Below are 15,412 nucleotides of genomic sequence, written 5' to 3'. Positions count from 1 at the left end.
TGCTACGGTGCGGCCTTTGCTCGCCCCGGCCACCCTGGAGTTTTTGGGACATGTCTGACCGTGACCTGCCGCCGTCGTTCGCCGCGACCGCCGCCCTGACGCCGGAGGCGGTCGCCGACGGGACGACGGGTGTCATGACCCTGGGCAACGCCGGCAACACGGTGATTCTGTCCACCATATCGACCCTCGTCGGCGGCGCCGGAACCGACCAGATCACCCTGTCCGGCACCGGCAACACCATCCTGGTGAGCGCCGTCGAGGTGCTGTTCGGCGGGGCGGGCAGCGACGTGGTCTTTCTGGCCAGCAGCGGCGCCACGACCACCGTGGAAGGGGTCGAGATCCTGGTCGGCGGCAGCGGCGCCGAAGCCGTCACGCTGGGCACGGGCGGCCAGACCATGCTGCTGCGCGGGCTGAGCACCCTCACCGGCGGGCTTGGGTCGGACGTGGTGTTCATCGGCGACACCGGGACCACGATGGGCATCCAGTCGGCGGTGGAAATCCTGGTCGGCGGCGCCGGCACCGACATGATCGCGCTGGCCGGCGGCGGCAGCACCATGCTGCTGCGCGGCCTGGAAACCCTGTCCGGCGGCGCCGGCACCGACATCATCACCATCGGCGACACCGGCACGACCATGATGGTGAACCTGCTGGAAACGCTCGTCGGCGGTGCTGGAAGCGACGTGATCTTCTTCGGGTCGGGCGGCGCCACCACCGTGGTGGAGGGCGTGGAGATCCTCGTCGGCGGCAGCGCGGCGGAGACCGTGACGCTTGGCGCCGCCGGCGGGCAGACGGTGCTGCTGCGCGGGTTGAACACGCTCATTGGGGGGGCGGGCTCGGACTTGGTGTTCATCGGCGACACCGGGACCACGATGGCGCTGGAAACCGCCGTGGAAATCCTCGTCGGCGGCGCCGGGACCGACCTGATCAGCCTGGGCGCGGGGGGCGGCACCGTCCTGCTGCGCGGCCTGGAGACGCTGGCGGGCGGCGCCGGCACCGACGTCATCACCATCGGCAACACCGGCACGACCATGCTGGTGAGCGGCCTGGACGTGCTGGTGGGCGGCACGGCGAGCGACCTTATCTTCACCAGCGGTTCGGGGGCTCTGCTCCTCGACCGCGTCGAGATCATCGTCGGCGGGACGGGAACCGACGTGGTGTCGCTGGCGACGGGAGGCCAGACGATCCTCCTGCGTGGGCTGGAGACGCTCGTCGGGTCCGCCGACAAGGACGTGATCACCCTTGGCGACACCGGCACGACCATGGCCGTGGCAGCCCTGGACACGCTGATCGGCGGCGCCGCCGCCGACGCGATCACGCTCACCAGCGGAACGGTCCGGTTCTGGGGCAGCACCGGCGCGGACACCCTCGCGCTGACCGCCACCGTCGCGACGGACGTGGTGATCTACAACTCGGACAGCGAAGGCGGCGTGATCGGCGCCGTCACCGGAAACGACGTGGTCTCGGGCTTCCAGGCCGGCACCGACCAGATCATCATCGCCAGCAGCTTCCGCAGCCTGGTGGACCGTGACGGGAACGGCTCCTTCGCGATCGCGTCCCGCGCCGCCAACGCCGTCGACATGGGCTCGGACGAGGTCGTCATCGTCACCACGGCGGCGGCGGCCCTGGCGGATGCCGGCTTCGCCGGCGTGCGCGCCGCCATCGGGACCCTGGTCAATCCGAAAACCGGCGCGTCGTTGCTCGTCTTCGCCAGCGACGGCGCCAACACGGGCATGTACGTCGCCACCGACATCAACGGCAACGCCTCCATCGGCGCCGACGAGATCAAGATGGTGACGCTGTTCAGCGGCACCGCCACCATGAACGCGCTGTCGATCGTGCCGGGATAGACGGTCGGGGGTCACGAACCCGCGAAGGTGATCCAGGAAGGCGACACGCTGGTCTGCCCGATCAGCACCACGTGCGCCGGGGCATTCGGCGCCGGGCCGGTCGCCATGCTGTAGGTGATCCCGGCCCCTTCGGCGCCGGTCGAGACGGTCAGGTCGGCCAGGGTCAGCCCGGCCGGGAAGCGGAGGACGTCCACCCCCGGCTCGAAGTCGGTGACGATGTCGCGGTCGTTGAAGTAGGTCGGCACGCTGAATTCGAAGACGTCCGCCCCGGCGCCGCCGGACAGCGTGTCGCTGCCGCCGCCGCCGCCCAGCGTGTCGTCGCCGCTGCCGGCCTCGATGCGGTCGTCCGCCCCCATGAAGGACCCGGCGAAGTAGCCGGAGCCGCCGAACAGGCTGTCGTTGCCGCCCGCCCCCATCAGCGCGAAGGGGATGCGGTTCCAGCTGGTGTAGCGGTCGTCGCCGTCGCTGCCGTGGTAGAGGATCCGGGTGTTCATCGGCCGGTCCTCCTGCCGGCCGAACAGCGCGTAGTGCTGCCAGCCGGTTGCGAATTCGCCGCGCGCCACCGCCGCCGCGACGTCCGGGTTTGCCGACAGGTAGGCGCTCTCGGTGGCGAAGGTCGTGAAGCCGACCAGCCCCGGCGAGCGGCCCTCGTGCTGGCCGAAGGCGATCCAGTGGTCGTAGCCGGAGGCCACCCGCCCGACCGCCTTCGCCGCGGCCACGTCGGCGTTCAGCGCCAGGTAGCCGGACTCGTCGAACGCCGCGTTCGGCGAACGCCCCTCGAAGCGTCCGTGGCGCTCGTAGTGCTCGTCCGGATGCAGGCGGTAGTACGGGTCGGCCGCCACGTCGGCGTAGGTCTGCAGGTAATAGGGCGCGTCGAAGAGGCTGGTGGTCATCGAAGGCTCCGGTACTGGCCTGCCGTTCGGCCATTCTAGCCCCGCGCGCAACCCGGACGGCATGCCGCGTCGGCATACCACGGCACCAAAAGTTGCGTCCCCAACAGGTCGGCGCGTCGGCGCGGACGGCATAACACCTATTTCAGGGTGCGGCCGGCGCGGTTGTCGGCTACCTTCGGGTGTTCGATCCGGGAGCAACCTCAGAAGGCCGCCCACCGTGCAATACGTCTACCGTTTCTGGAACGCCACGACCGGCGGGCACTTCTACACGCGCGACACCGCGGAACGGAACAGCATCCTCGCCAACCTGCCGAGCTTCCGCTACGAGGGCGTCGCCTACGGCGTGCCGGAGGCGACGAGCACCACGGTGTGGCGGTTCTACCGGATGGACACCGGGACGCACTTCTACACCGCCAGCGTCGAGGAACGGGACCAGATCAACCGCACGCTCGGCCATCTCTACCGGTACGAGGGGGCGGCGTTCGACGCGTCGTCCACGGCGTACTCCGGAGCGCCGCAGGCGGTCTACCGCTTCTACAACACGCGCAACGGCACGCATTTCTTCACCGCCTCGGACGCCGAGCGCGAGGCGGTGGCGCGCACCCTGCCGGAGTTCCGCTACGAGGGCATCGCCTACTACGCGCCCAGCCCGCCGACCCGCCCCTTCACGCCCGGCCCGTTCGCCGAGGCCTGGTACCTCTCGGCCTACCCCGACGTGGCCGCGGCGGTGCAGGCCGGCCTGACCACCGCGCTCGGTCACTACATGGCGTTCGGCGAGGCGGAGGGGCGCCTGCGGCACGCGCCGACGTCGCTCGCCGGCAACGACGTGGTGACGAGCGCCTACAGCGCGCCAGGCTATGGCGACGCGGTCAACGGCGGGGAAGGCAACGACACGCTGAGCGGCGGCGACGGCGACGACCGCCTGTACGGCGAGACCGGCAACGACACGCTCTACGGCCAGCAGGCGGACAACCTGAACGGCGGCTCCGGCGACGACACCTACTACATCTCGTCGCCCAACGCGGTGGCGGCCGAGGCCGCCGACGGCGGAACCGACACGCTGTGGCTGAGCGTCACCAGCTACGCGCTGCCCCGCAACGTCGAGTATGTCCGCCTCAACTTCGACAACAGCTGGGTCACCACCACCACGCGGATCTCCCTGAGCGGCAACGAGCAGGCCAACTGGGTCGGCACGATCGGCTCCGCCGACGCCCCGATGTCCTACCTGGACGCCGTCCCGCAGCTCGTCGAGATCCACGGCGGGGCGGGCAACGACACGCTGAACGGCGGGCGCGGCGACACCCTGCTGTACGGCGACGCGGGCGACGACCTGCTGACCGCCGGCGCCTGGCAGGCGCGCTCCGGCATCGCCGGGGTGGCGTCCGGCAACGACACGCTGGCGGGCGGCGCCGGCAACGACACCATCGAGGCCTCCAACGGCAGCGACGTGCTGACCGGCGACGCCGGCAACGACACCTTCCTCTTCGACCTGGCGACGAACCGGGTGCGCAACGGCACGCTGGCCTATCCGTACCTCGTCGGCAGCTCGCTCATCACCGATTTCACGCCCGGCGAGGACGTCATCCGCATCCGCGGCACCAACCTGACGGCGCAGCAGGTCTACGACCGCTTCCAGAGCTCCCCCTCGCCGACGCGGACCTGGAGCACCGCGCTGCGCGCCACCTTCACCTACGCGGATTTCACCGCGCCGAACACGGAAGCCAACTTCGACATCGTCCTGGACGGCCTGTCGCGCAGCAGCCTGTCGGCCGGCTCGTTCGTCGTCTCGTCGAGCTGACGCGCCCTACCCCGCCGCCGGCCGGCAGCAGTGGCGGCCAGCAAGCACGGCAGCCAACGGGCGCTGCCGTGCTCGGAGGTGTTTCGCCCCCGGCCTGTTGGTGCCGGTCGCTCCCGGATCGCCTGAAATGGGCCGCTGATCACCGGCCATCGACCTAAAAACAGCGGCTTCGTTAAGATTGCACTCGGTCAGGCGTGGTTTCAGCCGCACCAGTCGACCAAGCCGGTTCCCGACCAGTGCCCGAAGGACGTGACGTCGAGCTTTGGACGGTCCAGCTGGTGCCAGATATCCACCATGTTCAGCAGCTTGGTGTCGTCGAACATGATGATCGGCTTCGTCTTGAACGTGACACTGTCCAGCAGGGCTAGGAGGCTCTTCTCGGTATGATGGTCCTTCGGACCGTCAATGAAGATAAAGTCGGCTTGTTCGATCAGCGCCCGGTGCTCCTCGAACTTTGCCGGCCGCGAGAGGTCAGCCAGGATCTGCGTCGTGTGCTTCCCAGCAAAGTCGGACTCACACAGCCAGCTGTTATCGATCTTACGCCAATCGACGATGTCGAACGTGAAGACTCGCCCGTCCGCCGGCATATTCTCGGCCATTACGAGCGTCGCCATCCCCGTGAAGGTGCCGATCTCGATAGCGATCCTGGGCTTCAGTACCTGGAGCAGCCCAACGATGAGCGCGTAATGCTCCCCCGGCCAGAACCGGTACCACCGCTCGCCATTGACTTGCCGGGCATCCAGACTGTCGAAGCGGGCGCGGCGGGCGAGCGGAAAGGCGCTCATCACCAGATCGAGGAGCCGGTCGTTCGGGCGCCCCCGCTCGTCGTTCGTGCTGACGAGGTATCCCGGCTGCTTGTGCCCGGACGGAAGATCGCGCTCCAGCCGGAACATGTGCGTCAGAGCGTCGACAAGCCCCGGCGGCACGGGTTCGCCGGGGAAGGTGAATCGCAGTGCGCTCCGCAGGACCTCCAACTTGCCGTTGATCTCACGCAGGCGGGATTCGGCTACGGGCTGCGACGGCGCGACGGTGAGGACGCTGCGGAAGATCTCTGTCGCAATAGCGAAACGTCCGGCGTTCTCGTGCTCGAACGCTATCTTCAGCGCATCTTCGAGGGTGTACATGCGGCGGCCTTGCTCGGAGTGGCGGGCAACGCAGAAACGCGCGCCCCGCGATATCGGACCTCTCTACAATAGCCCGTCGGTCCAGGTCAAACCGGAGTGGAGGGGCCGTGGTCGAGGGCGGACAGTCTGGAATGGTGCAAGGCGTAGAGCGCGTCAACGTCACCTGAGCAAAGGATTTTTGTGTGCTTTTCGATTTCCGGGTCTGGCCAATCCCACCAGCGGATCTCGGATAATTTCCGGACGTCTTCGGCCGGGAAGCGCAGCCCCCTGTCTACGGCAGGGTTGCCAGCGGCAATATGATACGGCTCGACATTGCGGGAGACGACTGCCTTGGATGCGATCACCGCGCCGTCACCGATCGTGACGCCCGACATGATGGTGGCGCCGATGCCGATCCACACGTCGTTCCCAATGACGACGTTACCACGCGTGCTGGGATGGCCGGTAATATCGGTAGCGCTTTTCCAGGTATCATTAAATGCCATGAACGGATAGGTCGATATCCAATCAACCCGATGATTTCCGCCCAAGTATATTTCGACATAACCTATGGAGCAAAATTTCCCAATCAAAACCTTCGCGTTTTCACCCCAGGTCTTAATCTCTAAATTGCCGTAGGAGTGAGCTCCTACATGACCGCGCACCACGCCATTCATAACCAAATCTCGTGGGGCGGCACTTGGTGAGATGCTTAAAATCATTTTTGGTATCTACCAAAACACAACGCATGATTTAAATTTATTGTCAGCTTGACAGGACAATATTTCCATTTGTTACCGATGCGCGCGCGTACGGAATGTTCATTTTCTGGATAGACTTGACGAGCCACGCCCACTCATCTTCGCCGATAATTGATTTTTCTTTCCATTCCTCATCAGCAATATAGTTGATTGGTTCATATGGACGTCGGACTTCATGACTAGTGCCAGGAAACATTTCTTGAGCATCATGGATCAACGCCGGTATTTCCCTCAGGTTTTGCCGAAGGACAACGGTCGTTAACAAGACATTGTTGCGCCCCGCTTCTTTGATCTTCGCGCTTAAAGCGCGAATGTTGTGCTCGAAGAAGTCGAACTTGGCGTTAACACGAATTTCCTCGAAATGAAGTTTCGACAAGCTGTCGATCGAAATGCGGATGTGGTCGATGCCCGCGGCGACAATCCTCTCGAAGAACTCATCCTTCAACTTCCGCACAGCGAAATTGGACGTAAAGGAGGCGCGGCGGCGCACGTGCTCCGGCAGGCTTTCCACAAGGTCTATGAACTCAGGGTGCAGAAGGGGCTCCATACGGCACGAGAGACCGAAGCTGTTGTTCCCAAACAGCGGAAGCAAGCTCACATACTTGTCGAGTTCCCGCAGAGTCATGCGCTTGGACGTCGCGATGGACCAATCCGGATTGATGCAGTGGCGGCACCGAAGATTGCAATTGTTCGTAACGTCGCCGAACACAATGTAAGGGTAAAGATCATCGCCCGGCTCGACCCGCTCAATTGCAGCCAGCTGCTCCCGGATGAAGGAAATCGGATCTTCCAGGGGCACTAGGTCAAACCAGCCCTCGTTGCTTTGTTCCGAAAGCCGTTCGATTTTAGCACGGCAAGCCGCATCAACGTACACATATCTGCTGGAGACGCGCATCGACCGACTCATCGTTTGAAACGCGAGCGCTGTGGCCCGCCAGGTGGTGGCGCAGGCACACTTGTGCATTGGAGAATATTCGCAATGCAAGCCCTTTCGCGCACACTCATCCAAGAGGAGGGCGGAGTCGCCAAATCCGGAAGCAGAATGGAACCTGACGCAATCTCCGGTCTGGTGAGATGGCAACGCGCGTAAACAGTCGTCGTCCTCGGCGGCGGCATCGCCCCATCGAAGCGTTGCCCCGAACCGGTCCAGAAAATGTCACAGCGGCCGCGCATGCCCAGCCCGTCATCAGCGGGCTCGCCCCAATTGCTCATTGACGCTGCACGGACTGATTCGTAGAATTTTGCGCGCATTGTCAGCGACAACAGAGATTCTTGAAAATTCTTGCAACACCCGGCTGTTGGGTTTGATTTGACCGTAGATTCCGTAGGCGAACGGACGCGCGGGTCGTGAATCGGCTCAAGGCAGGCTAGGAACGCACGGTCGCTATGGATGCTCTCCAGCGTTTTTATTTCACCCATTTCAGGACTTTTTTGCGATACTGCGGCGCCTTTCTGGCAACCATGCTCTTCCTCACGCAGGCCGCGGCGATGTCTCCGGTTCTTTTCTTTCGACAGGTGGAGCGCGTCGGCGTCCTGTGCACCGTCGACGCGGAGCCGGCGGCGGCCCACGCCGCGCCGGCCGCCGACCGGCTGTGCGACGCCGCCCGCGCGGTGCTTGCGTCACTGCTGGGCGCGGATGGTCCGCCCGTGCTGACGCTGACGCCCAATGACGAACGGATCGCCGACCCGGCGACGCTGGTGGTCCTCCTGCACGCCCAGACGCGCACCGCCGCGGTGCCCGGCGCCGCCGACGCGGCGGTGACGGCGCTGGCCGCGACACTTCATCGCAGCCGCCCGGACCTCGGTGCACCGCCCTTCTTCCTGACCCCGCCCGAGGCGGTCGTCGCCGCAGGCGGCCCGGCCCCGCCCGACACCGTCGACGGAGCGCTGCGCCGCCTGCTGGCCGGCGTCGCCCGGCCGCTCCGGGCCAACCCATGACCCGCCTTTTCCGCCGCACGACCGCACGAGCAGGCGCAATGGAGATCCCGCGATGACGACGCCCGCCGACGCCCCGGCCGACAGCCCCGCCGGCTCCGGCTGCCGGTGCGCCCTGTGTTCGGGCCAAGCCGCCCTGGGCCCCGCCGCCTGGGACGGCGGGACCGCGCCCGCAGCCGCGGCGTCCGACCTGCCCTATTACATCGCGGCCCTGCTGCCGACCGGCGCGCCGAAGTGGGGCACGGCCACGGCCGGCACGGCGGCGGCGGTGACCTTCAGCTTCATGGAAGCCGCGCCGTCCTACGCTGGCACCGACGACCGCAACGGGTTCGCCCCGATGTCCACGGCGCAGCGCGCCGCGGTGCGCCAGGCGCTCGCCGCGTGGGCGGAGGTCGCCAACATCACCTTCACAGAGGTCGCCGACGCCGGTTCCGGCGGCCTCGTCCGCTTCGGCACCAACCGGCAGAACGGGACGTCCGTCGGCTACGCCTACTATCCCAGCCCGCACTTCGCCGCGGCGGGCGACGTCTACATCGCCAACGACTCGGCGGGCAACACGAACCCGCCGCCCGGGTCCTACGGCTTCAAGACGCTGCTGCACGAGATCGGCCACGCGCTCGGCCTGAAGCACCCCGGCGACTACAACGCAGGCGGCGGCGGCACCGAAGGGCCGTACCTGCCCTCGGCCGAGGACAACTACCAGTACACGCAGATGGCCTACAACAGCCATCCGACGCTGGGCTATTCCGGCCTGTCCATAGTGCCGGCGCTGTACGACGTGGCGGCCATCCAATACCTGTACGGCGCCAACACGCAGACCCGGACGGGCAACGACGCCTACGCCTTCAACAACACGGCGGCGGCGTTCAGCAGCACCATCTGGGACGCCGGCGGCAGCGACACCATCGACGCCAGCCAGCAGACGCTGGGCGCCACCATCGACCTGCGCGCCGGCGCCTTCAGCTCGATCGGCACCAACGGAGCGGGCGAGCTGGCGGTGCACAACGTCGCCATCGCCTACGGCGTGACCATCGAGAACGCGGTCGGCGGCGCGGGCGGCGACACCCTGATCGGCAACGCGTCGGCCAACATCCTGATCGGCGGCGGCGGCGACGACACCCTGACCGGCGGTGCGGGCAACGACACGCTGGACGGCGGCCCCGGCATCGACACCGCCGTCTATTCCGGGCCGCGCGGCGCCTACGACATCACCCGCTCGGGCAGCAGCTTCATCATCACCCACGCCGGCGGCAGCGACGCCATCGACACGGTGACCAGCGTCGAATACCTCCAGTTCGCCGACCGCCGCGTCGGCCTGCGCCCGCCCACCGTCGCGCCGGCCACGGTGTCGGTGGTGATCGGCGCGTCCGTGCTGGGCTCGTCGCTGTTCACGGTGTCCGATCCCGACGGCGCGGCGATCACCGCCTACGAGCTGGTCGACACCACGAGCGGCGGCGGCTACTTCTCGCTCAACGGCAACCAGCACGCCGCCGCGGCGACCCTTCCGGTGTCCGCCGCCAGCCTGCCCGACCTCCGCTTCGTCGGGGGCGCGGCCGAGGGCTCCGACCAGATCTCCGTGCGCGCCTACAACGGAACGGTGTGGAGTGAGTGGACGAGCTGGAGCGTCGCCACCAAGCGGCCGAACCAGGCGCCCGTGCTGCAGGCCGACAAGGCCGTGTCCCTCCAGGAGGGGGCGCCGACCACGTCCCTGGCGATCCCGCTGCCGGTCGACCCGGACGGCGACGCGATGACCGTGACGCTCCTCGGCCTGCCGAACGGCGGCACGGTGCGCCTGTCCAGCGGCGCCGCCGTCACCGCCGGGACCCACCTGTCGGTCGGCGACCTCAGCGGGCTGACCTTCACGCCGGGCAACGGCTTCGCCGGCGCCGCGGGCGGCTTCGCCTACAGCGTGTCGGATGGCAAGGGCGGCGTGGCGCAGCAGTCGGTGTCGCTCAGCGTGATCTCGCTCGCCTCGCAGCTGGCGACCTTCGACCCGCTGGTCTACCTCGCCAGCAACCCCGACCTGATCGCCGCGTACGGCAACAACGCCGCCGCCGCCCGGCAGCACTTCATCTCCAACGGCCGCTTCGAGGGGCGCGGGGCCGGCAGCTTCGACCCCTACGCCTATTTGGCCCTCAACGAGGACGTGGCCACCGTGTTCGGCATCAGCCGGGAGGCCGGGCTGAACCACTACATCCAGTACGGCTACCGCGAGCACCGGCCGTCCACCGGCTTCAGCGCGACGGCCTACCTCGCCGCCAACCCGGACCTGGCGAGCGTCTTCGGCACCGATCAGGCGGCGGCGGTGCGGCACTACCTGCAGTTCGGCCGGCGCGAGGGGCGCAGCACGAGCTTCGACGCGCTGGGCTATCTGGCGGCGAACCCCGACCTGGCGGACGCGTTCGGGGCCAACGAGACCGCGGCGCTCAACCACTACCTGCAATACGGCCTGCGCGAGGGGCGCAGCGCCAGCTTCGACGCGGCGTCGTACCTCGCGGCCAACAGCGACCTCATCCCGGTGCTGGGAACCAGCACGGTCGCGGCGGAACGGCACTACATCCAGTACGGGCGGCGCGAGGGGCGCAGCGCGGTGTTCGATGCCCAGTCCTATCTGGCGAGCAATCCGGACGTGGCGAGCGTCGTCGGCTCCAACATGGCGGCCGCGACGCTCCACTACATCCAGTACGGCTTCGCCGAGCGGCGCACCGTGACCCGGACCCGGCCGAGTTCGGCCATGATGGAGCCGCTGGCGGCCGGTTCTCCGTCGTCCGCCTTCGGCATGCTGGCCGGCGCCGCCTGAGCGGCGGCCCCGGCAAATTCGCACGGCCCGCCGCGGTCCGGCTTGTGGCGAACGAGGACGGCGGTTATAGGTTCTCTTCCTAAACAACGGGTCCGGCCGGCCGGCCAGCGACCGCGGGCGCACACGCGCGGGCTTCCGGAACCGGGGGCGGCGCCGGGCGTCCGTTTGGGGTGAGAGAATCATGAGCGCTGTTGCCGTTAGCCAGAAAATCCTGCCGGTTCTCCTGTCCGGTGGCGCGGGGTCCCGTCTGTGGCCGATGTCGCGGGAGCTTTATCCCAAGCAGCTCCTGAACCTGTGCTCCGACCGGTCGATGCTCCAGGACACGGCGCTGCGGGTGACCGATCCGGCGGCGTTCGATCCACCGCTGGTCATCTGCAACCAGGAACACCGCTTCGTCATCGCCGAGCAGCTGCGGCAGGCCGGCGTGCCGTTCCGCAACATCGTGCTCGAGCCGGTCGGCCGCAACACCGCCGCGGCGTGCGCCGTCGCCGCCCTTATGGCGGCCGAGCAGGACCCCGACACGCTGCTCCTGGTGCTGCCGGCCGATCACCTGATCCGCGACATGCCGGCGTTCCGCCGCGCGGTCGATGCCGCCGCCGCCGCCGCGCGGTCCGGCCACCTCGTCACCTTCGGCATCGCCCCGACCGGGCCGGAGACGGGATACGGCTACATCCACAAGGGCGCGGCGCTGCCCGGCCTGGACGGGGTCTTCGCGGTCGCGGCGTTCGTCGAGAAGCCGGCGCGCGAGGTGGCCGAGGGGTACGTCGCCGGGGGCCAGCACGCCTGGAACAGCGGCATGTTCCTGTTCTCCGCCGGGCGCCTGCTGGCCGAGATGGAGCGGCACGCCCCGGCCGTGGTCGAGGCCTGCCGGGACGCGCTGGCCGCCGGCCAGTCCGACCTCGACTTCTTCCGCCTCGACGCCGGCGCCTTCGCACGGGCGCCGAACATCTCGGTGGATTACGCGGTCATGGAACGGACCTCCACCGCGGCGGTCGTCCCGTGCGACCTCGGCTGGACCGACGTGGGCGCCTGGCCGGCGCTGTGGGAGGTCGGTGCCAAGGACGCCGACGGCAACGTCGCCATCGGCGACGTGGTCATGGAAGGCGCGCGCAACTGCTATGTGCGCAGCGAGGGACACCTGGCCGCCGTGGTGGGGCTGGAGGACGCCGTCGTCGTCGTCGCCGAGGACGCGGTCCTGGTCACCAGCAAGGACCAGGCGCAGAACGTCAAGCGGATCGTCGAGCGGCTCAAGAAGGACGGCCGGAGCGAGCCGGTGAGCCACCGCAAGGTGCACCGCCCGTGGGGCGCCTTCCAGTCGGTCCACGCCGGCGACCGCTTCCAGGTCAAGCTCCTGTCCATCGCGCCGGGCGCCCGGCTGTCGTTGCAGAAGCACTACCACCGCGCCGAGCACTGGGTGGTGGTGAACGGCACCGCGCTGGTCACCCGCGGCGACGAGCAGGTCATGGTCTACGAGAACCAGTCCATCTACATCCCGATCGGCACGGTCCACCGCCTGGAGAATCCCGGCAAGGTGCCGCTCAACATCATCGAGGTGCAGTCGGGGTCCTACCTCGGCGAGGACGACATCGTCCGCCTCGAGGACTCGTACGGCCGCGGTTGAGGTGACGGCCGGGTCTGTGTCTCTTTTGGATCAACACCGGCCCGGCATGGCCTGAACGGCCGATTTGAGGTACAAGCTCCCGACGATGGAGGCCGATGCGCCTCCCCCTTGCCGAGAGCCATCATGAGCCCTGTTCCTCCCATCCTGACGGAACCCCAGGTTCCCGAGGTCTTTGCCGACGGCGTCCTCGACGTCGGGTTCGGCAACGGCATGGTCCGTATCGATCTGTTCAGCCTGTCGGCCGTGCACAAGGACGAGCAAGGCCAGCCGCTGCCGGTGATCCGCCAGCGGGTGGTGATGAGCCTGCACGGCTTCCTCAGCAGCCTCGCCGCGATGGACGGCATGCGCCAGCGCCTGGAGGCGGCGGGCGTCCTGGTGCCGGCCGCCGCGGCCCAGGGTCAGGGCGCGGCCGCGGCCGGCCGGCCGGCGGAACCGCCCAAGGCGCCGACCTCGCCCAATTTCGCCTGACACCGGCCGCGCCATGTCCGAAGCCCTCGCCCGCCCCGTCCCGGAACCGGAGGCGCCGCCGCCGGAGACGGCGCTGCAATGCCTGATGCTGGTGGCGCGGCACCACGCCGTGCGCACCTCGCCGGCGGCGCTGCGCCAAGCCCTTCCCGCCGACGGGCGCGAGCCGACGGCGGCGGAGCTGGTGCGCGCCGCGGCCGGCGTCGGCTTCAAGGCGACGGTGCGCCGCCTCGACTGGGACGATCTGGCGGCGCTGCCGGCGGTCTTCCCGCTGCTGGCGCGGCTGAACAACGGCAACACCGTCATCCTGGTGGGCATCGACCGCGCGGCCGGCATGGCCGGCGTCGTCGATCCGCTGGCCGACCGGCCGGGGGTCATCGACGTGCCGCGCGACACCTTCGCCGGCCGCTGGAGCGGCGAGATCATCTTCCTCAAGCCGCGGCACGGGCTCGCCGACCCCAACCAGCCGTTCGGGCTGCGCTGGTTCCTGCCGGAGATCCTGCGCCAGGGCCACGCCTTCCGCGACGTCGTCGTGGCGGCGCTGGTGCTGCACGCGCTGGCGCTGCTGGTGCCGGTCTACTTCCAGATCGTCATCGACAAGGTGCTGGTGCACGAGGCGCTGACCACGCTGCAGGTGCTGACCATCGGCGTGCTGACCGCCCTGCTGTTCGAGGCGGTGTTCCGCTTCCTGCGCCAGTTCATCCTGCTGTCGGCCGCCAACAAGATCGATATCCGGCTCCTCAACCGCACCTTCGGCCACTTGCTCGACCTGCCGATCACCTTCTTCGACGCCACCTCGGCCGGCGTCACCGTGCGCCACATGCAGCAGGTCGAGCGCATCCGCGAGTTCCTCACCGGCAACCTGTTCTCCACCGCGCTGGACAGCCTGGTGCTGCTGGTCTTCCTGCCCTTCCTGTTCTCCTATTCGGTCAAGCTGACGCTGATCACGCTGCTGTTCGCGGCGCTGATCGCCGGCGTGGTGGTGGGGCTGGTGCCGGTGTACCGGGCCCGCCTGCGCGAGCTGTACAACGCCGACGCCGAGCGGCAGGCCATGCTGGTGGAAACCATCCACGGCATGCAGACGGTGAAATCCTCGGCGCTGGAGCCGCAGCAGCGCCGGCTGTGGGACCGCCGGGCGGCGCGCGCGGTGACCACCCACTACCGGGTCGGCCGCATCTCGATCACCGCCCGCGCGATCACCGAGTTCCTGGAGAAGGCGATGATGGTGGCGGTGGTCGCCGTCGGCGCCTTCGACGTCTTCGACCGTGAACTGACGGTTGGCGCTCTGATCGCCTTCCAGATGCTGTCGGGCCGCGTGGTGACGCCGCTGGTGCAGATCGTCTCGCTGATCCACCAGTACCAGGAGACGGCGCTGTCCGTGCGCATGCTGGGCGAGGTTATGAACCACCCGGCCGAGCCGCGGCGCGAGGGCACCGGCGCCTGTCCGCGCCTGACCGGCCGCATCGAGATCTCCGACGTCGGCTTCCGCTATTCCCGCAACCGTCCGCCGGCGCTGGAGGGGCTGTCGCTGTCCGTCGCCGCCGGCTCGGTGGTCGGCGTGGTCGGGCGCAGCGGTTCGGGCAAGAGCACGCTGATGCGCCTGCTTCAGGGCTTCTATCCGCTGCAGGACGGCCACATCCGCTACGACGGGGTCGACATCCGCGAACTCGACCTCGGCTACCTGCGCCGCTCCATCGGCGTGGTGTTGCAGGAGAACTTCCTGTTCCGCGGCAGCATCCGCGACAACATCGCGGTCACCCGCATGGAGGCCTCGCCCGAGGAGATCATCGAGGCGGCGCGGCTGGCCGGCGCGCACGACTTCATCCAGGACCTGCCCGAGGGCTACGACACGCTGATCGAGGAAGGGGCGAGCAACCTGTCCGGCGGGCAGAAGCAGCGCATCGCCATCGCCCGCGCGCTGCTGCCGCAGCCGCGCATCCTGATCCTCGACGAGGCGACCTCGGCGCTCGATCCCGACAGCGAGGCGGTGGTGATGACCAACCTGCGGCGCATCGCCCGCGGCCGCACCGTGCTGATGGTGACGCACCGGCTCTCCACCCTGACCGGCTGCGACACCATCGCCTTGCTGGAGAAGGGCCGGTTGTCCGACCTGGCGCCGCACGGCGTGCTGCTGGAACGCTGCGCCGAGTACCGGCACCTCTGGCAACAACAGAACCGGCAGCGGTGAC

Annotated in this window: 11 protein-coding genes; 7 read left to right on the top strand and 4 right to left on the bottom strand. The window is 68.2% G+C overall.

The window, feature by feature from the left end; all coding sequences use genetic code 11:
* Positions 1-50 precede the first annotated feature (50 nt).
* Positions 51-1,847, top strand: a complete 1,797-nt coding sequence (locus ACRWK7_RS16720; RefSeq protein ID WP_431857403.1) for a beta strand repeat-containing protein — start codon at positions 51-53, stop codon at positions 1,845-1,847.
* A gap of 11 nt (positions 1,848-1,858) precedes the next feature.
* Here the strand turns inward: ACRWK7_RS16720 and ACRWK7_RS16715 are convergent, their stop codons facing one another.
* Positions 1,859-2,740 (bottom strand): hypothetical protein, encoded by an 882-nt coding sequence (locus ACRWK7_RS16715; RefSeq protein ID WP_431857402.1) that lies wholly within the window; start codon positions 2,738-2,740, stop codon positions 1,859-1,861.
* A gap of 217 nt (positions 2,741-2,957) precedes the next feature.
* On the opposite strand from ACRWK7_RS16715, the gene ACRWK7_RS16710 reads away from it, so the two are divergent.
* On the top strand, positions 2,958-4,538 hold the full coding sequence (locus ACRWK7_RS16710; RefSeq protein WP_431857401.1) for a hypothetical protein: 1,581 nt from the start codon (positions 2,958-2,960) through the stop codon (positions 4,536-4,538).
* Positions 4,539-4,738: 200 nt separating this feature from the next.
* On the opposite strand, the gene ACRWK7_RS16705 is transcribed toward ACRWK7_RS16710, so the two are convergent.
* From ACRWK7_RS16705 to ACRWK7_RS16695, 3 genes are all read right to left on the bottom strand, one after another.
* A complete protein-coding gene (locus ACRWK7_RS16705) occupies positions 4,739-5,662 on the bottom strand; it encodes a class I SAM-dependent methyltransferase (protein ID WP_431857400.1) in 924 nt (307 codons plus the stop codon).
* A gap of 86 nt (positions 5,663-5,748) precedes the next feature.
* Entirely contained in the window at positions 5,749-6,318 is a 570-nt protein-coding gene (locus ACRWK7_RS16700) for a CatB-related O-acetyltransferase (RefSeq protein ID WP_431857399.1), read from the bottom strand.
* A gap of 88 nt (positions 6,319-6,406) precedes the next feature.
* Positions 6,407-7,297, bottom strand: coding sequence for a radical SAM protein (locus ACRWK7_RS16695; protein ID WP_431857398.1), 891 nt, complete (start codon positions 7,295-7,297; stop codon positions 6,407-6,409).
* Positions 7,298-7,890: 593 nt separating this feature from the next.
* Between ACRWK7_RS16695 and ACRWK7_RS16690 the strand changes: the two genes are divergently transcribed.
* From ACRWK7_RS16690 to ACRWK7_RS16670, 5 genes are all read left to right on the top strand, one after another.
* Positions 7,891-8,340 (top strand): hypothetical protein, encoded by a 450-nt coding sequence (locus tag ACRWK7_RS16690; RefSeq protein WP_431857397.1) that lies wholly within the window; start codon positions 7,891-7,893, stop codon positions 8,338-8,340.
* Between the two features lie 52 nt (positions 8,341-8,392).
* Positions 8,393-11,137, top strand: a complete 2,745-nt coding sequence (locus tag ACRWK7_RS16685) for a M10 family metallopeptidase C-terminal domain-containing protein (RefSeq protein WP_431857396.1) — start codon at positions 8,393-8,395, stop codon at positions 11,135-11,137.
* 181 nt (positions 11,138-11,318) lie between these two features.
* Positions 11,319-12,758, top strand: coding sequence for a mannose-1-phosphate guanylyltransferase/mannose-6-phosphate isomerase (locus ACRWK7_RS16680; RefSeq protein ID WP_431857395.1), 1,440 nt, complete (start codon positions 11,319-11,321; stop codon positions 12,756-12,758).
* 123 nt (positions 12,759-12,881) lie between these two features.
* Positions 12,882-13,226 carry a hypothetical protein gene (locus ACRWK7_RS16675; protein WP_431857394.1) on the top strand — a complete coding sequence of 115 codons (345 nt, stop codon included), beginning with the start codon at positions 12,882-12,884 and terminating at the stop codon, positions 13,224-13,226.
* A gap of 13 nt (positions 13,227-13,239) precedes the next feature.
* On the top strand, positions 13,240-15,411 hold the full coding sequence (locus ACRWK7_RS16670) for a peptidase domain-containing ABC transporter (protein ID WP_431857393.1): 2,172 nt from the start codon (positions 13,240-13,242) through the stop codon (positions 15,409-15,411).
* The last annotated feature ends 1 nt before the right edge of the window (position 15,412 follow it).

It is taken from the genome of Azospirillum sp. (assembly GCF_050789165.1).
The sequence above is the reverse complement of the archived record's forward strand: the minus strand, read 5'-3'. Positions and strand labels throughout refer to the sequence as shown.